The sequence below is a fragment of the Cobetia sp. MMG027 genome, from assembly GCF_027947415.1.
GTDB classification, from domain to species: domain Bacteria; phylum Pseudomonadota; class Gammaproteobacteria; order Pseudomonadales; family Halomonadaceae; genus Cobetia; species Cobetia marina.
In genome coordinates, this window is the sequence record NZ_JAQJIO010000003.1 from 249,225 (window position 1) to 269,390 (window position 20,166).

Annotated in this window: 15 protein-coding genes; 11 read left to right on the forward strand and 4 right to left on the reverse strand. The window is 63.0% G+C overall.

Translation table 11 applies throughout. The annotated features are described in order from the left end of the window. Window positions 1–32 precede the first annotated feature (32 nt). Window positions 33–941 (forward strand): electron transfer flavoprotein subunit beta, encoded by a 909-nt coding sequence (locus tag PJK54_RS05165; protein ID WP_191236553.1) that lies wholly within the window; start codon window positions 33–35, stop codon window positions 939–941. Between the two features lie 66 nt (window positions 942–1,007). Here the strand turns inward: PJK54_RS05165 and PJK54_RS05170 are convergent, their stop codons facing one another. Further along, window positions 1,008–1,715 (reverse strand): DUF4174 domain-containing protein, encoded by a 708-nt coding sequence (locus tag PJK54_RS05170; RefSeq protein ID WP_271302390.1) that lies wholly within the window; start codon window positions 1,713–1,715, stop codon window positions 1,008–1,010. Between the two features lie 440 nt (window positions 1,716–2,155). Between PJK54_RS05170 and PJK54_RS05175 the strand changes: the two genes are divergently transcribed. Then, entirely contained in the window at window positions 2,156–2,548 is a 393-nt protein-coding gene (locus PJK54_RS05175; protein WP_077379061.1) for a DUF4168 domain-containing protein, read from the forward strand. A gap of 97 nt (window positions 2,549–2,645) precedes the next feature. On the opposite strand, the gene PJK54_RS05180 is transcribed toward PJK54_RS05175, so the two are convergent. Next, a complete protein-coding gene (locus PJK54_RS05180; protein WP_084209349.1) occupies window positions 2,646–4,235 on the reverse strand; it encodes a BCCT family transporter in 1,590 nt (529 codons plus the stop codon). Window positions 4,236–4,670: 435 nt separating this feature from the next. On the opposite strand from PJK54_RS05180, the gene PJK54_RS05185 reads away from it, so the two are divergent. The 3 genes from PJK54_RS05185 to PJK54_RS05195 all read left to right on the forward strand — a co-directional run bounded on the left by PJK54_RS05185 (window position 4,671) and on the right by PJK54_RS05195 (window position 9,925). Beyond that, window positions 4,671–6,434, forward strand: coding sequence for an NADH-ubiquinone oxidoreductase-F iron-sulfur binding region domain-containing protein (locus tag PJK54_RS05185; RefSeq protein ID WP_271302391.1), 1,764 nt, complete (start codon window positions 4,671–4,673; stop codon window positions 6,432–6,434). Next, window positions 6,431–9,463 (forward strand): molybdopterin-dependent oxidoreductase, encoded by a 3,033-nt coding sequence (locus PJK54_RS05190; RefSeq protein ID WP_271302392.1) that lies wholly within the window; start codon window positions 6,431–6,433, stop codon window positions 9,461–9,463. The genes PJK54_RS05185 and PJK54_RS05190 overlap by 4 nt, the downstream gene beginning before the upstream one ends. Window positions 9,464–9,685: 222 nt before the next feature. Continuing rightward, window positions 9,686–9,925, forward strand: coding sequence for a hypothetical protein (locus PJK54_RS05195; protein WP_077379069.1), 240 nt, complete (start codon window positions 9,686–9,688; stop codon window positions 9,923–9,925). A 147-nt stretch (window positions 9,926–10,072) separates the two neighbouring features. Here PJK54_RS05195 and PJK54_RS05200 read toward each other — a convergent pair whose 3' ends face one another. Further along, window positions 10,073–10,711, reverse strand: coding sequence for a flavin reductase family protein (locus tag PJK54_RS05200; RefSeq protein WP_271302393.1), 639 nt, complete (start codon window positions 10,709–10,711; stop codon window positions 10,073–10,075). 1,367 nt (window positions 10,712–12,078) lie between these two features. Between PJK54_RS05200 and cyoA the strand changes: the two genes are divergently transcribed. From cyoA to cyoE, 5 genes are read left to right on the forward strand one after another with little or no spacing between them, the layout of a single operon-like run. Next, window positions 12,079–13,047, forward strand: a complete 969-nt coding sequence (gene cyoA / locus PJK54_RS05205; RefSeq protein ID WP_077379075.1) for a ubiquinol oxidase subunit II — start codon at window positions 12,079–12,081, stop codon at window positions 13,045–13,047. 3 nt (window positions 13,048–13,050) lie between these two features. Next, window positions 13,051–15,060, forward strand: coding sequence for a cytochrome o ubiquinol oxidase subunit I (gene cyoB, locus PJK54_RS05210; RefSeq protein ID WP_136939036.1), 2,010 nt, complete (start codon window positions 13,051–13,053; stop codon window positions 15,058–15,060). Between the two features lie 2 nt (window positions 15,061–15,062). Then, a complete protein-coding gene (cyoC, locus tag PJK54_RS05215) occupies window positions 15,063–15,689 on the forward strand; it encodes a cytochrome o ubiquinol oxidase subunit III (protein WP_077379079.1) in 627 nt (208 codons plus the stop codon). Further along, window positions 15,686–16,015 carry a cytochrome o ubiquinol oxidase subunit IV gene (cyoD, locus tag PJK54_RS05220; RefSeq protein ID WP_054555337.1) on the forward strand — a complete coding sequence of 110 codons (330 nt, stop codon included), beginning with the start codon at window positions 15,686–15,688 and terminating at the stop codon, window positions 16,013–16,015. Before cyoC ends, cyoD begins: the two co-directional genes overlap by 4 nt. 13 nt (window positions 16,016–16,028) lie before the next feature. After that, the gene (gene cyoE / locus PJK54_RS05225) at window positions 16,029–16,883 is read left to right on the forward strand and encodes a heme o synthase (protein ID WP_084209346.1); all 855 of its coding nucleotides are present in this window, start codon (window positions 16,029–16,031) and stop codon (window positions 16,881–16,883) included. Window positions 16,884–17,036: 153 nt separating this feature from the next. Here the strand turns inward: cyoE and PJK54_RS05230 are convergent, their stop codons facing one another. Beyond that, on the reverse strand, window positions 17,037–18,320 hold the full coding sequence (locus tag PJK54_RS05230) for an aromatic ring-hydroxylating oxygenase subunit alpha (protein ID WP_271302394.1): 1,284 nt from the start codon (window positions 18,318–18,320) through the stop codon (window positions 17,037–17,039). Window positions 18,321–19,055: 735 nt separating this feature from the next. On the opposite strand from PJK54_RS05230, the gene PJK54_RS05235 reads away from it, so the two are divergent. Continuing rightward, complete coding sequence (locus tag PJK54_RS05235) at window positions 19,056–20,165, forward strand: hybrid-cluster NAD(P)-dependent oxidoreductase (RefSeq protein WP_077379384.1); 1,110 nt, start codon at window positions 19,056–19,058, stop codon at window positions 20,163–20,165. Window position 20,166 lies beyond the last annotated feature (1 nt).

Genomic DNA, 20,166 nt, shown 5'->3' on the forward strand with positions numbered 1-20,166 from the left:
CTCGCGCCTGCGACAGGAGAAAGGAGAAGGACATGAAGGCAGATCATTCGTCCATTGCGCAGCAGGCCTCGGAACCGCTTGAGGTCGTGAGTCTGGTATCGCTGGGGCAGCACCCGGTCTCGGGGCGTCTGCGGCGCGCCGAGCAGGACGCCCGCGCCCTGGAGCTGTGTCTGGCATTGGAGCGCCAGTCGGCACCCGGTGCCGTCAGCCTCAGCGCCTGGCACGCCAGTGGCAGCAAGATCGCGCCTGGCAGCGAGCAGGACCAGGCGCTGCGTGGCTATCTGGGCATGGGGCTGGAGTCGTTGACGCTGGTGACGCCTGACTCTCTTCAAGCTGAACCGCTCACGGCTGTCGATCCGCAGGCGGCGGCTGCCGATCAACCGGTCATCGATGTCTGGCCGCTGCTGGTGACGCGCCTCAAGCAGGCGGCACCGCAGCTGGTGGTGTGCGGTGGCCAGAGTGAGACCGGCGAGGGCAGTGGCCTGCTGCCGCATCTGCTGGCGGAGAGCCTCGGCTGGCCGCTGGTGGAGGGCATCGTCGCAATCGAGAGCTGCGATGGCGCGCATCTCACCGCCTTGCAGGCCCTGCCGCGTGGTCAGCGGCGGCGACTGCGGGTGAAGCTGCCGGCACTTGTCAGCGTCGATGCCGCCGCGCCGGCAGCGCGTCAGTCGGCCTTCGCGCAGGCGCGGCGCGGTGAACTTGCCGCGGTGGCAAGCGGCGAGCTTGCCCATGACGCGGTGGCGGAAACCTTTGCCATCGCGCCGGCTCGCAAGCGACCCAAGCGCTTGAAGCGCATCAAGGCGACCAGCGCGCGGGACCGCTTCAAGGCCGCGGCCGCCAAGGCCGAGGGTGGCAGCGGCAAGCGTCTGGAAGGCGTGAGTGCCGAGGAGGGCGCGGCGGAAATCCTCAAGCTGCTGCGCGAGGAAGGCGTGCTGCGCTGAAGTTGCGCAGACATGAAAACGCCCCTGTCAGCTCGGCTGGCAGGGGCGTTTCGTCGTTCAGGCGTGTCATTCATCCCACTGCCAATCCTCGTCATCCAACGGCGCGGGCGAGGTATGTTCCTCGCTGCCCGAGGAGGTCTGACGGGTGGCCTCGCCGGCTTCGCGCTGGCGCATCGGCATGCTGTCGATCACCTGATAGATCTGGTCCGGTGCGACGAACCCCTCCAGCTGCATCTTCTTGCCACCGTCCTTGCCGATCAGGATGACGGTGAAGGGCGCGCCCTCGCGCAGCTGCATGGCATCACGCAGGGCACGAACCTCCTCGAAGCTCATCGGCACGCCATCGTGGATGCCGCGCGTGCCCATCAGCGTATAGAGCGTGACATCGCGCTGCTGCATCTCGCCACGCGTGGCGCGCAGCTCATCGCGCTGGCGTTCCAGCTCACGGTCCTGTTCATCCGGCGCGACCAGTACCAGCGAGCGACGGTTCCAGGTCTCGCCCAGCAGCGGGTTGGCGGCGGGGTCGACGTTGGCGGCGGTCATGGTGGTGTCTACCGTGTCTGGTGGAGAGGGCGGTGGCGGCGCACCTGCGGAAGTCTCGGCGGGCGCATTCAGCTCCGGATTCTCATCCAGCAGGCTGAGGGCCTGGGCGGGGAGACTCGTGAACAGTCCGGCCAGCAGGCACAGACTCACTCCTCGGGCGAATGCTGCCCGGACAGCGATGTGGCGCGGCAACGAGCGGCGCGAGGGCGAAGACGGCGTATATCGGGACATGACAGTCCTCCGGCGGCGTGGGGCAAGAATGCAGGACAGTCCGGCATGGGACCGCAACGCAGGGGCCTGATGTCAGGTTATGTCAGTCTGCACCAGTTTGCCGACCTTGTGCAGGCGGTTTGTGTGGTACTGCACGGGGCGATATATCAGCGGTAACTGCACGGACATGACGCCTGCTGTCTGACAGGATGGCTGCCAGATGAGGGAAAGTGTCTGCATGATCTTTCTCGGGCCACTCGGTGCTTGTATGGGTGTCCAGCTCGCAGGAGGCCTGCCATACGGGGCTTGGTGGTCTTTGCGTTGCTCGTTTGCGACAGTTGTATCCAGAGTTATCCGAATGTTTTTCAAACAGTTACACGAAAGATTGAACATCCGGCCGTGGTGTCCGTCTGAGTTGGTGTAATCACTTTTTGATGATCAATGAATGACTGGAGGTTGCAATGAAACGGATGACTGCATACATGACGGCTGCCCTGATCTCTGCGGGCATGATGTCTGCGCCGGCGTTCGCTGCTGACGCACCGGCCCAGGGTCAGGCTCCTGCTCAGGCGACACAGGCTCAGGCCGGTGACTTCAGCGATGCGCAGTTGGAACAGTTCGCTGCTGCCTCCCAGGAGATCGCACGCATTTCCCAGGATTTCGCCGGCAAGCTGCAGGAAGCTGACGACGAGACCGAAAAGCAGAGCGTCCGTCAGGAAGCCAATGACGAGATGGTCAGCGCGGTCGAGGACTCCGGTCTGGAAGTCGCGACCTTCAACTCCATCGGTCAAGCGGTGCAGAACAACCCGGACCTGATGAAGAAGGTGCAGAAGCTGGCTCAGGAAAACTCCTGATCTAGCCTGGATGACGTTCGGGTCATCCAATGAAAACGCCGCCCCCGGTTGCCGGGGGCGGCGTTTTTTTGTGCTCATGATCCGTCAGCGCCGCATGTCAGGCGCCGGTGACCGGTCGGGCGAGCGCGTCCTGCGCCTTCCTTTCCTGCATCAGACCACGGAACAGCGAATAGCACATCACCAGCAGTACCAGCGTGAACGGCAAGCCTGTCGCGATGGCACCGGCTTGCAATGAGCCGAGTGCGGCACTTCCCCCGCCGTACAGCAGGGCACCGGCAATCAGTCCCTCCATCGCCGCCCAGAAGACTCGCTGGCTGACCGGCGCATCCACCTTGCCGCCGGCAGTGATCGAGTCGATCACCAGTGAGCCGGAATCCGAGGACGTGACGAAGAACACCAGCACCAGCAGGATGGCGATGAAGGACGCCACGCCGGACAGCGGCAGGTTGTCGAGCATCTGGAACATGGCCAGTGACACGGAATCGATGCCGTTGGCCAGCGCGCCGACCCCATTGATGGCCTGTTCCAGCGCCGTGCCCCCGAAGACGGACATCCACACGATGGTGACGAGTGTCGGTACCAGCAGCACGGCGGTGACGAATTCGCGCACCGTGCGGCCGCGCGAGACGCGTGCGATGAACATGCCGACGAACGGCGACCAGGAAATCCACCACGCCCAGTAGAAGACGGTCCAGCCGTGGAACCAGCTCTCGTCCGGGCGATCGATCCAGTTGGACAGCGGCAGCAGGTATTGCACATAGCTGAGTGTCGTGGTGCCAAGTCCCGTGAGGATGGCCAGTGTCGGCCCGAAGATGAGGATGAAGATGATCAGCACGGCGGCGATGATCATGTTGATGTTGGAGAGCAGCTTCACCCCGCCATCCAGGCCGCGACTGACCGAGTAGATGGCGACCAGGGTCACCAGGATGATGATCGCGATCTGGGTCGGCAGGCCATCGCCGATGCCGAACAGGTAATCCAGCCCCGATGCCGCCTGAGCGGAGCCCAGCCCCAGCGACGTCGCCAGCCCGAAGATGGTCGCCAGCACGGCCAGAATGTCGACGACATGCCCCATCCAGCCCCAGGTGCGCTCACCGAGTATCGGGTAGAACGCCGAGCGGATGGTCAGCGGCAGGCCCTTGTTGTAGGTGAAGAAGGCCAGCGACAGACCCACCACTGCGTAGATGGCCCAGGGATGCAGGCCCCAGTGATACATGGTGGCACCCAGCGCGGCGCGAGCGCCCTCCGGCGTGCCGGCAGGCGCATTCAGCGGCGTGCCGTACCAGTCGGTGTAATAGGCCACCGGCTCGGCGACGCTCCAGAACATCAGACCGATGCCCATGCCGGCGGCGAACAGCATCGCGAACCACGAATGCGTCGAGAACTCGGGAGTCGCCTTCTGGCCGCCCAGGCGCAGCTTGCCCACCGGGTGAATGATCAGCAGCAGGCAGAACAGCACGAAGAGGTTGCCGGCCAGCATGAACAGCCAGTCGCCATGTGCGATGGACCAGGCCTTGGCGCCGCCCAGGGCACTTTCCGCGCCCGCGGGGAAGACGATGGCAAACAGGATGAAGCTGACGATCAGCACGGCGCTGATCGCGAAGACGGGGTTATGCACATCGAGACCCATGACCTGGACATTGTCCTGGCCGATCTCGTAGTCCGTGTCATACGGATTCGATGACATGTGGTGACCTCATGTTGTTATTGGTGTCGCCATCCGAGCAGGGCGGGTGGGGCGAGTCGAGGCGTTGTCGCGGGTGTCTCCCGTGGCTGCGATGAGGGAAGGGGGTGGAGTGGCAATCCGGAGCGCGGTGGCGAGTCTGACTGCGGGACAGGTCGCCGCCGGGCCTCGGTGATTGTGTGAGGGCTGGGCGAGGGCGAGTTAGCTGGATACGACGCCGACATGTGCGTGACTGACATGCGAGGCGATTCGGCGGGGGAGGCGGTTGTCGCGGCTCTGCCCGCTTTGTAGATTGCGATCTACAGTGAAGGAACCTGCCCGGCGTGACGCACCTGCCGGACAGCGCCCACCTTCACGCAGACGCGTCCACGGTCCAGCCAGGCCGTTGTCTCGACCGCACGATCCGCCAGTTCATAACGATAACAATGTGGTGCCGCCATGACGCCTGAGACCCTGACCGAGCCGACCCCCGTCGCTCGTCGCCGTTCGCGCAGCCAGTTGCGCGGCCGCCCGCTGGATGCCGAGGCCTGGGCCGAGGTGCAGCGCCTGCTGGGCGATGCCCCGGCGCAGCGTGACCTTCTGCTCGAATATCTTCACGTGCTCAATGATGAGGTCGGCTACCTGACGCTGGCCCATCTGCGCGCGCTGGCCGAGTGGATGCGCCTGCCGATGGCCGAGGTCTTCGAGACGGCCACCTTCTATGCCCATTTCACCGTGGTGCGCGATGGCGAGACGCCGCCTGCGGCACTGACCGTGCGCGTCTGTGATTCGTTGTCCTGTCAGCTGGCCGGCTCCGAGGCCCTGCGCGCCGGTCTCGCCTCCGGGCTGGACCCCGCACAGGTGCGCGTGCTGCGGGCACCCTGCATGGGGCGCTGCGACAGTGCGCCGGTGGCGGAGGTCGGGCATTGCCATCTTGGCCACGCCAGCGTGGAAGGCGTCACGGCGGCGATCGCCGAGGGCCATGTGCACGCCGCGCCGGCCGCGAGTCTCGACTATCCGCGGCTGGCGGAATATCGCGCCAGTGGCGGCTATGGACTGCTCGCCGCGCTGGAGGGCGGTGAGGTCAGCATCGATGACCTGGCGCAGATGATCGAACAGGCCGGTCTGCGTGGCCTGGGCGGAGCGGGCTTCCCGACGTTTCGCAAGTGGGGCTTCGTGCGTGCCGAGGCAGGGCCGCGCTATTGCGTGATCAATGCCGATGAGGGCGAGCCCGGCACCTTCAAGGACCGCTGCTATCTGGAGCGTGAGCCGCACACCTTTCTCGAGGGCGCGCTGGCCAGTGCGCATGCCATCGAGGCCGAGGCGCTCTACCTTTACCTGCGCGACGAGTACCCGACCCTGAATGACGTGCTGCGCGAGTGCATCGCGGAGCTGGAAGCCGCAGGCATCGTCGCGCCCGGCTTCATCCATCTGCGGCGTGGCGCCGGGGCCTATATCTGCGGCGAGGAATCGGCGCTGATCGAGTCGCTGGAAGGCAAGCCCGGCAAGCCGCGCCAGCGTCCGCCCTTCGTGGCCCAGTGCGGGCTGTTCGGACGCCCGACCCTGGTCAACAACGTCGAGACGGTCTATTGGATCGCGCGGCTCCATCGCGAAGGGCACGCGCCATACGTGGCAGCCGGACGCCAGGGGCGTCAGGGGCTGCGCAGCTTCTCGCTCTCCGGGCGCGTCAGACGCCCGGGCATGTATCTGGCACCGGCTGGCATCACGCTCAATGAGCTGGTCGAGGAATACGGCGGTGGAATGGCCGAGGGCCATCGCCTGCGGGCCTATCTGCCCGGTGGGGCCTCCGGCGGCATTCTGCCGGCCAGCAAGGCGGACCTGCCGCTGGACTTCGACACCCTGCAGGCCCATGGCTGCTTCATCGGCTCGGCCGCGGTGGTGGTGCTGTCGGACCAGGATGACCTGGCGGCGGTGGCACGCAATCTGATGAGCTTCTTCATGGATGAGTCCTGCGGCCAGTGCACGCCGTGTCGCGTCGGCACGCGCCAGATGCTGGCGGCGCTGAGCGGCGATGAGTGGGACGAGGCGCTGCTGGCGCGCTTGTCGCAGGTGATGATGAATGCCTCGATCTGCGGGCTCGGACAGGCCGCGCCCAATCCGGTGCTCGGCCTGCTCAAGGATTTCCGGGAGATCCTCGCCAGCAGCGGGGTGCGCTTGATCGCCACGAGCCATGCGGCTGACGCCACGGGAGGTGAGGCATGAATGCGCTGACAGGACTCGGCAACTCGCCTTCGGATGATCAGCCGCTGCGCGAGGATGGCTTCACCATCACGCTGGATGGTGCCGAGGTGACGGCCTATCCCGGCGAGACGCTGTGGACGATCGCCAGGCGTGCCGGCGAGACGATTCCCCACCTCTGCTACAGCGAAGCGCCGGATTATCGCGGCGATGGCAACTGTCGCGCCTGCATGGTCGAGATCGATGGCGAGCGCACCCTCGCCGCCAGCTGCATTCGCGAGGCGCGCGCGGGCATGGTGGTGCGCAGTACCAGCTCTGAGCGGGCGCGCGCGGCGCGCGCGATGGTGGTGGAACTGCTCGCCGCCGACATGCCAGCCGAGGCCCATAACCCCGATGTCAGCAGTCACTTCATGGCGATGGCCGAGCTGCTGGCGGTGGATGTCGGGCACGCTCGCGAGACGCTGGGCGGTGCCCGCGAGACGGTCCGCGAGTGGCTAGGGGATACGGCTGAGGAGTGGCTGCCGACGCCGGCCAGCGCTCTCGATCACTCCCATGCCGCGATGGCGGTCAATCATGACGCCTGCATCAGCTGCGGCCTGTGCGTACGCGCCTGTCGCGAGGTGCAGGTCAATGACGTGATCGGGCTGGCGGGGCGTGGCAGCAATACGCGCATCGTGTTCGATCTCGAGGACCCGATGGGCGACAGCACCTGCGTCGCCTGCGGCGAGTGCGTGCAGGCCTGCCCGACCGGCGCCCTGATGCCCGCCGCCCAGGTGGATGAGCAAGGTCATGGCGACAGCGCCGCCGTCGATGCGCGCGTCGCCTCCGTCTGCCCGTACTGCGGCGTGGGCTGTCAGCTGGAGTATCAGGTCAGTCGGGGCAGCGGCGAGGCGTTGGTCGGCGAAGGCCAGCAGGCCGCAACGCTGGCGGATGTCCGAGAGCTCAGTGCGCCCTCAGACGCGATCACTCGCGAAGCGACCAGCCACCGTCAGCCGGTCGCGGATGCGCGGCTCGACAACATCATCGCGGTCAGTGGTCGTGATGGCCCCTCCAATCACGGACGCCTGTGCGTGAAGGGACGCTTCGGCTTCGATTATCCGCGTCATCCGGAGCGCCTGATTCGCCCTCTGATCCGCCGTGACGGCGTGGCCAAGGGGCTGGACGCGAACTTTGACCCCGCCCACCCGCTGACCCACTTCCGTGAGGCCAGCTGGGACGAGGCCCTCGAGGTCGCGGCCGAGGGGCTCATGCGCCTCAAGCGAACGCATGGCCCCGATAGCCTGGCGGGCTTCGGCAGCGCCAAGTGCACCAACGAGGAGGCGTGGCTGTTCCAGAAGCTGGTGCGCACCGGCTTCGGCTCCAATCATGTCGATCACTGCACGCGGCTGTGTCATGCAAGTTCAGTGGCGGCGCTGATGGAAGGCGTCGGCTCGGGCGGCGTGAGCGCCTCCTTCATGCAGGCCGAGCAGTCTGATCTCATCGTGCTGACCGGCTGCAATCCGGGCGTCAATCATCCGGTGGCCGCCACCTTCTTCAAGCGCGCCGCCAGGCGAGGCACGCGCATCGTGGTGATCGATCCGCGCGCGCTGGCGCTGCGGCGTCATGCGCATCGCTCGATCCAGTTCACGCCGGGGGCGGACGTGGCGCTGTTCAATGCCATGCTCAACGTCATCATCACCGAAGGGCTGGCCAATCAGGCCTATATCGAGGCGCATACCGAGGACTTCGCCGCCCTGGCCGAGCACGTCATGGCATTGACGCCGGAGGCGATGTCGCCGCTGTGCGGCGTGGCGGCCGAGGAGATTCGTGCCGTGGCCCGTGAGTACGCGACGGCCGAGCGCGCGATGATCTTCTGGGGCATGGGGATCTCGCAGCACACCCACGGCACCGACAATGCCCGCTGTCTGATCGCGCTGGCGCTGGTGTGTGGCCATGTCGGGCGGGAGGGCACCGGCCTGCATCCGCTGCGCGGGCAGAACAATGTCCAGGGCGCCTCGGATGCCGGGATGATTCCGATGGTCTTCCCGGATTATCAGCCGGTGGGTGACACGGCGGCGCGCGCGCGACTGGAAGCGCTGTGGGATACGCCGCTCTCGGCCACACCGGGCCTGACGGTGGTGGAGATCATGCACGCCATCCATGCCGATCAGATTCGCGGCATGTACATCCTCGGCGAGAATCCGGCGATGTCGGACCCGGACCTCGATCACGCGCGCAGCGCGCTGGCGCATCTCGAGCATCTGGTGGTGCAGGACATCTTCGTCACCGAGACGGCGCAGTTCGCCGATGTGGTGCTGCCCTCATACGCCTGGCCGGAGAAGGACGGCAGTGTCACCAACACCAATCGTCAGGTGCAGCGCGGGCGGGCGGCACTGCGTGCCCCGGGCGAGGCCAAGCCGGACTGGTGGATCACCCAGCAGCTGGCGCGGCGCATGGGGCTTGCCTGGGATTACGCCGGGCCGCAGGAGATCTACGCCGAGATGCAGCAGGGCATGGATTCCCTCGACAACATCGACTGGGCGCGGCTGTCCGAGGAGAACTCGGTGACCTACCCGTGCCTGACGCCGGGAGGCGAGGGTGAGGATGTGGTGTTCGGCGATGGCTTCCCGCGCGCCAACGGTCGGGCCCGCTTCGTGCCGACCTGGCCCACGCCGCCGGATGAGACGCTGGATGACGACTATCCGACGGTACTGACCACCGGCCGTCAGCTGGAGCACTGGCATACCGGCTCGATGACGCGCCGCGCGTACGTGCTCGACAGTCTGGAACCTGCCGCCGTGGCCACGCTCAACCCCGTCGAGCTGGAGCGACTGGGCATCGCGGCGGGGGAGGCGCTCTCGATCACCACGCGGCGCGGTCAGATCACGCTGGCCACCCGCGCGGACCCGCTGACGCCGGCCGGCATGGTCTTCGTGCCATTCTGCTACGCCGAGGCCGCCGCCAACCTGCTGACCAATCCGGCGCTGGACCCGGTGGGCAAGATCCCCGAGTTCAAGTACGCCGCCTGCCGCCTGGCCAGAGCCGAATCTGCTTCGGCCAGTCTGGACACCTGACCGCGAGGGGAGGTGAGAGGAGGGAAAGGAAAGGGCAGGGCACGTCTGGCGCAAATGCCTATGGCAGTGGCGCTGGCGGATACGCAGGGCGTGCCTCGGTCTGACCAGAATGTCGGAGACAGCCCGCCGCGCGTTTCGGCTATCCTCAGAAGGGCCATGCTCAGAACAGAGTGGGTCAATACCAATGACAATGCCCGCCGTCAGCGAGCAAGGAGAATGACGATGATGATCGTGGAGCTGATTGATCACGAAGACTTTCGTGAGCGGCTGGTGGCACTGGGCGTGCAGATTTCCGAACATGCCTGCGCGGACACCTGTGCGCGCATGGCGTTGAGAAAGCATGTGGAAGTCGGGGTGCCCGGCTTGCAGGAGCTGGTGCGCGAGCTGGTGATGCACTCCGATATCCTGCTGCCTTCGGTGCGTCAGGCACTCGACAAGTACCTGCTGCCGGGGTTGCGCTGAAGCTTCCCCGCCACCGTCAATCCCCGCCACCATCAAGCCTCTGGGGCAGCGATTGCGGGATAGGTGAGTCACCAGAGTCACGAGAGCATCTTGAGCGGGCCTGTCATCAGACAGGCCCGCTCTGCGTTTCGGCCCGCTCAAGGCTGATCAGGCAGGTCGCTCAAGGCTGAAAAGACTGTCGGTGCGCGCATAATCGCTGCCGGCCATGCGCCCGATGGCGCGCAGCACCTCATTGTCGACATGGCGGCCATCCCAGACCTCGGGGTCTGCATGGACCACCACGACCTCGGCGAGCACCAGTGAGCCGGACAGGGGCTGGTCTCCCAGGTGGATGATGTCGCGGAGTCGGCAACCGAAGGCGATCGGAGCGCCGTCCACGCGGGGGACCTGCAGCGGCGGCATGGCTAGCTTGTTCAAGCCGGCGTGGGCGAATTCATCCTCGCTGGCCGCGAGGCTGGCACTGGTGAGATTGAGTGCCTCGCTCATGGCCTCGCCCCCGATATGGATGACACATTCCGCCACCTGTCCGAGGTTGTCGAGAGTGTCCTTGGTACGCCCTTCGCCGTTGCGCAACGGGCTGAAGGCTAGCACCGGTGGATTGACGCTTGCCACGGTGAAGAACGAGAACGGCGCCAGATTGGCATTGCCGGCGGCATCGATCGTCGAGACCCAGGCAATGGGTCGCGGCGCGATGCTGCCCGAGAACAGCCGATAGAGAATGCTGGCGGGCAGCTGGTCGGCGTCGAGCAGGGCATTGCTGGCGGAGGGGGGCTGGTCAGTCGTCATCGGGCGCTGCTCCATCGGGTAGACAGGTGCCCCTGGCAGGGGAGGGCGATGCGCAAGCGAGGTTCGACGTCGAGAAGGCAGGGCTCGTGATCGCCCAGCGGCGCTGCATCAGGATCTCGAATCTCGTCTTGACATGCCGCCTGCTCCCTTGCGGCAAGGGGGTGAACAGCAGGATAGCGCGTGTCCCTGCAGGAACAAACCTCCAAGTCTCGTTGCGCCGCGGCATGCGTATCAATGATTCGGGAGGATAGTCTGTACGGGAAAAGGAAAGTGAAAAATCAGAAAGATCATTGGCGACATTTCTGGTGTGGTCAATTGTCGCATCCCTTGACCTGATGCTGAAACATGGTTCCTGAGATGCCATCACGTTCTTCAGGCCTGGTGGCTCCGCAGGACTTTTCAGAGACTTGGCTGGCACTTGTGTGGTGTTTTTGTATCTATCTGGTATCTATTTGGTGTTTATTTGTAAAATTTTTATGAAATGGCGCGAGGCGTCATCTGATGAAAAAAGACTGAATATGAACAAATGATGAGGACGAAGTCGCTGGATTGTGACAACGATTTCATCCATTCGTGCGGGAATGAAAAATGTCATGGTGAATCAATATAAGGAGAATTACGTCACGATTTCCAGAGCAGGATGGGAAATTATAATGGAACGAAGTGCGGCATTTTTTGCAATTGAGAGTGTGAAAAAGACGTCGGTGATCTCGGTCCGTCGGTAGGCAGGCAGTCAGGCGTCTCGATGTGACGAGGTGTTTCTGCCAGGCGGCACTCCTTGCGCGGGTGTCATTGCGCGCACTTCTTTGGATGAATATTGCTGTATTTATTGTTTTGTTGAAATTTTATGCTCTTGTCGTGCTTGGGGTTGGCGTTTCCCGTGGGGGCTCGGCGGTCGCTCGTGGACCTGGGAAGGCACGTGAGTCGGGAAATGGTCATCGCGCAATGCGGGGGTGGCCAGAGCCTTGTCGGCGGGAGGAGTCAGGGCACCTCGAAGGGAGGAAATACCGGATTGGCGTCTGGTCGCCCAAGTGACGCCGTGTTGCCTGTCAACATGATTGACGCCTTCGTCAGGTTCCTCGTTCAGTGGTCAGGGCATAACCCGAACGCGTGAGGGAGGGCATCGTCCTCTCCCGATGGCGATTGGCTGCGCGCGCGAGGGGAAATTGATCGGCAGGTGCGACTACCTGCGTCAGTGTGCCCCGTAGTCAGCCCCCCTGATTTTTCTCTATCCTGTGCCCCGCCTGCGGGAAATCCTCTGATTTCGTTCGAACGATCGACGGCTTCCTGTTGGTCATTTCTTCGAACGCTGTGTTCCACATGTGGGCTCGTCATGACGTCATGGCGTGTTCCAACGAGGTCGTGAGATGAGAAAAAGCCTAATGCGGGGGGCTCTGCGGGGACTCCCCATCCTCGCGGGATTGTTGATGCTGTCCGGCTGTGATGCCGTGCTCTTCGATCCCAAGGGACCCATCGGTGAATCCGAGAAGTCGCTGATTCTGACTGCTACCTACCTGATGCTCGTGGTCGTTGTCCCGGTCATCTTCATGACGCTGTGGTTTGCTTGGCGCTATCGCGATACCAAGCAGAGCAAGGCGACCTATACGCCCAACTGGGCGCATTCCACCAAGATCGAGATCGTGGTCTGGGGCATTCCGTGCCTGATCATCCTCGCGCTGGGCATCCTGACCTGGAAGAGCACGCATGAGCTGGACCCGCGTGCCGAGATCCAGGATGGCGGCGAGCCGATCGAGGTTCAGGTCGTGTCGATGGACTGGAAGTGGCTGTTCATCTATCCGGAGCAGGGCATCGCGACAGTCAATGAGCTGGCCATGCCGGTGGATCGCCAGGTGCGCTTCCACATCACCTCCGAGACCGTGATGAACTCGTTCTTCGTCCCGCAGCTCGGCAGCCAGATCTACGCGATGGCAGGCATGGAAAACCGCCTGCACCTGATCGGCAACGAAGTGGGTACCTATGACGGTATCTCTGCCAGCTACAGCGGCGCCGGCTTCGCTGACATGCACTTCAAGGCGCATGTGATGAGCGAAGGCGACTTCGACGCCTGGATCGAGAAAGCGCGTGGCAGCAGCAAGGTGCTGGATGACGCCGGCTACGAGGCACTCAAGGAGCCGAGCGAAGACGTGGCACCCACCTTCTATGGTCAGGTCAAGCCGAATCTGTACGAACAGATCATGGCGCCCTACATGGATGGCATGGAGCTGGGCATGGGTGACATGAAGATGGGGGGCAAGCATCACGGCGAGTCCGCCCACGACATGTCAGGCCATGACGCTGCCGGTCACGCTGAATCTGCGATGGCAACCGAGGAATAAGCAATGCTTGGAAAACTCACAATAGAGGCTGTTCCGTATCACGAGCCGATCGTCATGATCGTGCTTGCGGCGGTAATCCTCGGTGGTGCAGCCCTGTTCGGCTTCATCACGGTAAAGAAAAAGTGGGCCTACCTGTGGAATGAGTGGTTCACCTCTGTCGATCACAAGAAGATCGGCATGATGTACATCATCGTCGCGCTGGTGATGCTGATTCGTGGTTTCTCCGATGCGATCATGATGCGTTCCCAGCAGATGCTGGCGTCCACCGGCGGTCACGGCTATCTGCCCCCGGATCACTACGACCAGATCTTCACTGCCCACGGCGTGATCATGATCTTCTTCGTGGCGATGCCGCTGGTCATCGGTCTGATCAACGTCGTCGTGCCGCTGCAGATCGGCGCACGTGACGTGGCGTTCCCGTTCCTGAACTCGCTGAGCTTCTGGCTGTTCGTGGTCGGCGCGCTGCTGGTCAACATCTCGCTGGGTCTGGGCGAGTTCGCCAAGACCGGCTGGCTGGCCTATCCGCCGTTGTCGGGGGCCAATTACAGTCCCGGGGTCGGGGTGGATTACTGGATCTGGTCATTGCAGATTTCCGGTGTCGGTACCCTGCTGACAGGTGTCAACTTCGTCGCCACCATCCTCAAGATGCGTGCGCCGGGCATGACCCTGATGAAAATGCCGGTCTTCACCTGGACCGCACTGTGCGCCAACGTCCTGATCATCGCGGCCTTCCCGATCCTGACCGCGACCATCGCGATGCTGACGCTCGACCGTTATCTTGATTTCCACTTCTTCACCAATGACCTTGGTGGAAACATGATGATGTACGTCAACCTCATCTGGGCCTGGGGCCATCCTGAGGTATACATCCTGGTGTTGCCGGTCTTCGGTGTGTTCTCCGAAGTCATCTCCACCTTCTCCAAGAAGAAGCTGTTCGGTTACACCTCTCTGGTGTGGGCGACCATCGTCATCACGATCCTGTCGTTCGTCGTCTGGCTGCACCACTTCTTCACCATGGGTGCCGGCGCTGACGTGAATGCCTTCTTCGGTATCGCGACGATGATCATCTCGATCCCGACGGGCGTGAAGATCTTCAACTGGCTGTTCACCATGTACCGCGGTCGTGTCGAGATGACCTCTCCGGTGCTGTGGACCCTCGGCTTCATGGTCACCTTCACCATCGGTGGCATGACCGGTGTCCTGCTGGCCGTGCCGGGCGCCAACTACGTCCTGCACAACTCGCTGTTCCTGATCGCCCACTTCCACAACGTCATCATCGGCGGCGTGGTCTTCGGTGCGATGGCCGGTATCACCTACTGGTTCCCGAAAGCGACCGGCTTCATGCTGTGCGAGAAGTGGGGCAAGCGTTCCTTCTGGTTCTGGATCACTGGCTTCTACCTCGCCTTCATGCCGCTGTACATCCTCGGCTTCATGGGCATGACCCGTCGTCTGCAGCACGTCGACAACCCGCTGTGGGTGCCGTACCTGGTCGTCGCCTTCATCGGTGCCTGCCTGATCATGATCGGTATCGCGTGCACCGTGATCCAGATCGCGGTCAGCATCAAGGACCGCAAGAAGCTGCAGGACACCACTGGCGATATCTGGGGCGCGCGTACGCTGGAGTGGAGCACCACTTCACCGGCACCGTTCTACAACTTCGCTCACGAGCCGCAGGTCTCTGAACTCGACGAGTTCTGGGAAATGAAGGAACGCGGTATCGAGCAGGAGGCCAAGAAGCCTTATGCGCCGATCCACATGCCGCGCAACGCAGCGGCCGGTGTCATCATCTCCGCCTTCAGCCTGGTGTTCGGTTTCGCGCTGATCTGGCACATCTGGTGGATGGCCGTGGTCGGGCTGGTCGGCATGGCCGTCAGCTTCATCGTGCGCACCTTCAACTATGACATCGACTACTACGTGTCCGTCGAGGAAGTGGAGCGTGTCGAGCGCGAAGGTCGCGAGCGTCGTGCCCTGCCCAGCGCCCGCACACCTAACGACACAGTGGTTCAGGGGTAATCATGGCGAACAATGCAATGACATCTCATGATGGGGCGCACGACGCCCATGACGATCACGAGCATCACGATACCAATGGCCTGAAGGTCTTCGGTTTCTGGCTCTATCTGCTGAGCGACTGCATCCTGTTCGCGATGCTGTTCGCAGGCTATGTGGTACTCAGCCAGGCGTATGCCGGTGGCCCGACGGGCGCCGAGATCTTCGAGCTTGACTTCGTGCTGGTCGAGACCGCGCTGCTGTTGGCCTCGAGCTTCACCTACGGCCTGGCGATGCTGGGCATGAACCGCGGAGACAGCTCCGCGGTGATCAAGTGGCTGATGATCACCTTCGCCTGTGGTGCGGGCTTCATCGCGATGGAAATCTATGAGTTCCATCACCTGATCGTGAATGGCCATGGCCCGGACAAGTCCGCGTTCCTGTCAGCCTTCTTCACGCTGGTCGGTACCCACGGTCTGCATGTGACCGTCGGTTTGGTCTGGATGGCGCTGCTGATCATCCAGGTCAAGCAGAAAGGCCTGACGGAAATGCATCGTGGTCGTCTGATGATGCTCAGCCTGTTCTGGCACTTCCTGGACGTCATCTGGATCTGCGTCTTCACCGTCGTCTATCTCACAGGAGTGATGCTATGAGCCATTCCAACAACGACCACAACGACAATCACGGCAGCGTCAAGCAGTACGTGACCGGTCTGATCCTCTCCATCATCCTGACCATCATCCCGTTCGGGATGGTGATGATGATGGACGATCCGGGTGTCGGCGTGATCTGGGCCATCTACGGCTTCGCCATCGCTCAGGTCTTCGTGCAGCTGTACTTCTTCCTGCACCTGGACGGCTCCAAGGAGCAGAGCTGGAATGTCATGGCCATGCTGTTCACCCTGGTGATCGTGGCAATCGTCGTTGGTGGTTCCATGTGGATCATGATCGAGCTGAATCAGAACATGATGCCCATCTGATAGCGTGAGCCTGATGATCAAGGACTACCTGCGTACCACCAAGCCGGGCATTATCTTCGGCAACCTGATCACCGTCAGCGGCGGCTTCTTTCTCGCTTCCGGTGGTGAGGTGGATTGGGCGCTGTTCATCGCCACCCTGGTCGGGGTGGCGTTGATCGTGGCCTCAGGCTGTGTGTTCAACAACTGCATCGATCGCGACATCGATCGTCACATGGCGCGTACCCAGGGCCGTGCTCTGGTGCAGGGCGACATCTCGCTGACGGGGGCCTTCGTCTTCGGCAGCGTGCTGGGCCTTGCGGGCTTCTGGCTTCTGGCCGCGATGACCAATCTCATGGCGATGATCGCCGTGGGTCTGGGCTTCGTGATCTACGTCGGGGCCTACAGCATGTGGCTCAAGCGTGGCTCGGTGTATGGCACCCTCATCGGTTCACTGTCCGGCGCCGCGCCGCCAGTGGTCGGTTACCTGGCTGTCACCGGCCAGGCGGACATGGGGGCGCTGCTGCTGTTGATCATCTTCAGCATGTGGCAGATGCCGCATTCCTATGCGATTGCCATGTTCCGTGTCGATGACTATCGGGCCGCCAATATTCCGGTACTCCCGGTAGCGCGAGGCATGGAGCATGCCAAGCGTGTAGTGACGGGGTACATTGCCGGCTTCATCCCGGTGTCGCTGTTGCTGACACTGTGGGGATATACCGGCATCTGGTATCTGGTAGTCGCGACCGTCACGGGTGGCTGGTGGCTGTATCTGGCCGCCTGGCGCCTCAAGGATCAGCCTGATGCCTCCTGGGCACGCAAGCTGTTCGGCTTCTCCATCATCATCGTCATGGCGCTCAGCCTGATGATGAGTCTGGACACGCAGCTGTAATCCAGCCGTAGTATCTCTCGGGTGACCGCCTTCGGCGTGTTGCCCGGGTGAAAGCCAAAAAAACCCGCCACCGGCAAGTCGGTGGCGGGTTTTTTCTTGCCTGTCCTTTGGAGTCCAGGTTTCGAGGACTCAAGGAATCCAGGACTCAAGCCCTCAGGCCAGCTGCAGATGCGGCTCCTGCTGTTCCTTGAGCGCTTCCTGCATGCGCTCGGCATACCAGTCGACGAAGTCGACGACGCCGAACTCGAAGGTCGCCGAGTAGGGGCCGGGCTGATAGGCGCTGGAGTTGACGCCGCGCTGGTTCTCTTCCACCAGCTGACGGTCCTGATCATTGGTGGCGTCCCACACCTTGCGCAGCTTCGCCAGGTCGTAGTCGACCCCTTCCACCGCGTCCTTGTGCACCAGCCACTTGGTGGTCACGCGGGTCTTGAGGGGGCCGATCGGGTCGACCTGGAAGACCACGGCGTGATCGCCCATGAAGTGGTTCCAGGAGTTGGGCAGGTTGAGGATGCGCAGCGAGCCCATGTCGGGGCTCTGCAGGCGACCCAGCAGCTTCTTGCACGCCGGCGTGCCGTCCGTGGTCATCGAGACGGTGCCTTCCAGCAGCGGCGTGCGCGTCATGCGATTGCGGCGACCGAAGCGCACCAGCTGATAGGGCACCTTCTCGGCATCCCAGTCGGCCTGCTTCTTGGCGACCAGCGCCTTGTAGGCTTCGGTGGCACGCGGGTCATCGGTGTCATCGAATTCCTGCAGGGTGTTGAGCAGCTCCGGGTGGGAGCCGTCGCAGTGATAGCACTCGCGATTGTTCTCGATCACCAGCTTCCAGTTGCCTTCCTCGATGATGGAGGAGCTGGCCGCGACCTTGACGTTCTCCATGTCGTAGGGCTTGAGGTAGAACTCCAGCGTCTTGAAGAACGGCTCACAGTTCTCGGGCTGCTCGGCGAGGTTGATGAACAGCATGCCGCCGGCTGAACGTACGTGGACGGGGTGCAGGCCGTAGTCACTGGTATCGAAGGTGGTGCCCATGTCGGAACCGGCGAACAGCAGACGGCCATCCAGTTCATAGGTCCACTTGTGATAGCCGCACACCAGCTTGGCGACCTTGCCGCGCTCGGTGCTGCACAGGCGAGACCCGCGATGGCGACAGACGTTATGGAAGGCATGGATGGCCCCGTTGTCACCGCGCACGATGATGATCGGGCTGTTGCCCACGTCCATGGTCATGAAGTTGCCCTTGAGCGGGATCTCGCTGCCGAGACCGGCAAACAGCCACTCGCGCTCGAAGATCTCCTTCATGTCGAGATCGAACAGGCGCTGATCATTGTAGAAGGGCTGGGGCAGGGTATAGCCGGGACTGCGGGTCTGTAGAAGCCGCGCGGCGGCCTCGCGTACCGCCTGACGCTGCTGGTCCTGAGCGTGTTCCAATAGATCGCTCATCGCGATGTCCTCGCACGGTCGGTAGGCGCCGGGAGCAGGGTCGCCTTGGGTTGAGTGAGTGTGCTGATCATTGTTGTTGTGAAGCCGGGACAGAGGAAACGTGTGAACAGACCATTGCCGGGCAGCACCGCGGCAGACATCAGCGCACCTATGAGTCAGCGCACCTATGAGTCAGCGCACCTATGAGTCAGCGCACCTATGAGTCAGCGCACCTATGAGTCAGCGCACCTATGAGTCAGTGCCGATGCATCGCGCGGTGCGTCGTCCTGTCCTGGTCGGTTCGGGTGTCGAGGGCGGCGCAGGCAGAGGGGCCGCTCGCTCAACAGGATAGTCAGCGTGGAAGTTCAGGCAGCCCGCATGATATCCGAGTGGCTTTGCCACGCATGGATCGCAGTGTGGCTGAGGTCAAGTCGCGACTTGTGTCTGATGGCGACGCTCAATGATGTATTTCCGACGCCGGTCGTCTGCGCAGGGCCTTCGAGGCACAGGCAGGTGCAGCGGTGAGGCGGGGGCAGGGCACTGCGGGGTCGTGATTGGAGGGATCGGGCATGTTTCTGTCGTGCACGGATAAATGCTTGCCGGACGCTGACTCGACAATCCAGAGCATGTCCCACCGTTGGTCGCGCACGCAGCGCAGGGTGGCCTGACACTGTCTCTTCAAGAACTGACACTGCCCTTTCAAGAACATGTCTCCAAGAACATGTCTCCAAGAACAACATGCCCAGCGAGGCCTTCATGAGCACCACACTCAGCAACTTCAATCCGGTTACGACGCAGACCTGGACCAACGGTCGACATAGCGTGCGCTGCGTGAAGGTCATTCAGGAAACCTGGGATGTGCGCACCTTCTGTTTCATGGCCGAACAGCCGGTGATGTTCTTCTTCAAGCCGGGGCAGTTCGTGACCCTGGAGCTGGAGATCGATGCGCAGCAGATCATGCGCTCCTACACCATCTCCAGCTCGCCGTCGGTGCCTTACAGCTTCTCGATCACCGTCAAGCGCGTGCCGGGCGGACTGGTCTCCAACTGGCTGCATGACAATCTGAACGAAGGTGACGAGCTGGCCGTGCACGGCCCGGTGGGCAACTTCAACTGCATCGACTATCCGGCGGAACGCATCCTGATGCTGTCAGGCGGGGTTGGCATCACGCCGCTGATGTCGATGGCCCGCTGGTACTTCGACACCAATGCCAACGTGGACATCGCCTTCTTGCACAGCGCCCGCAGCCCGCGCGACATCATCTTCTGGCGTCAGCTCGAGTTCATGGATTCGCGGGTGCCGGAATTCAACATGCACATCATCTGCGAGCGCTTCGAGACCGGTCAGACCTGGTCGGGCTACCGCGGCTATCTGACCGACGCGATGCTCGAGATGATCGCGCCGGACTTCATGGAGCGCGAGATCTTCTGCTGCGGCCCGACTCCCTACATGAATGCGATCAAGCATCTGCTTCGCAGCCATGGCTTCGACATGAGTCGCTACCACGAGGAGTCCTTCGGGGCCACGCCGGTGGAGGTCGAGGAGGAGGCCATCGAGCAGGCCGAGCAGGCGGAAGTGCTGGCCGATGAGCTGGACCGCGCCGACCTGACGCGCGTCGAGTTCGCCACGACCGGCAAGTCGGTGCAGATCGCCCCGGGCGAGACTGTCCACGCCGCCGCCGCCAAGCTCGGCCTGCATATCCCGAAGGCCTGCGGCATGGGCATCTGCGGCACCTGCCGCGTGCAGAAGGTCTCCGGGGAGGTCGCGATGGAGCACAACGGCGGCATCACCGATGAAGACGTCGCGGATGGCTTCATCCTGTCCTGCTGCAGCGTGCCCAATGGGGATGTGGTGATCGATTACTGAT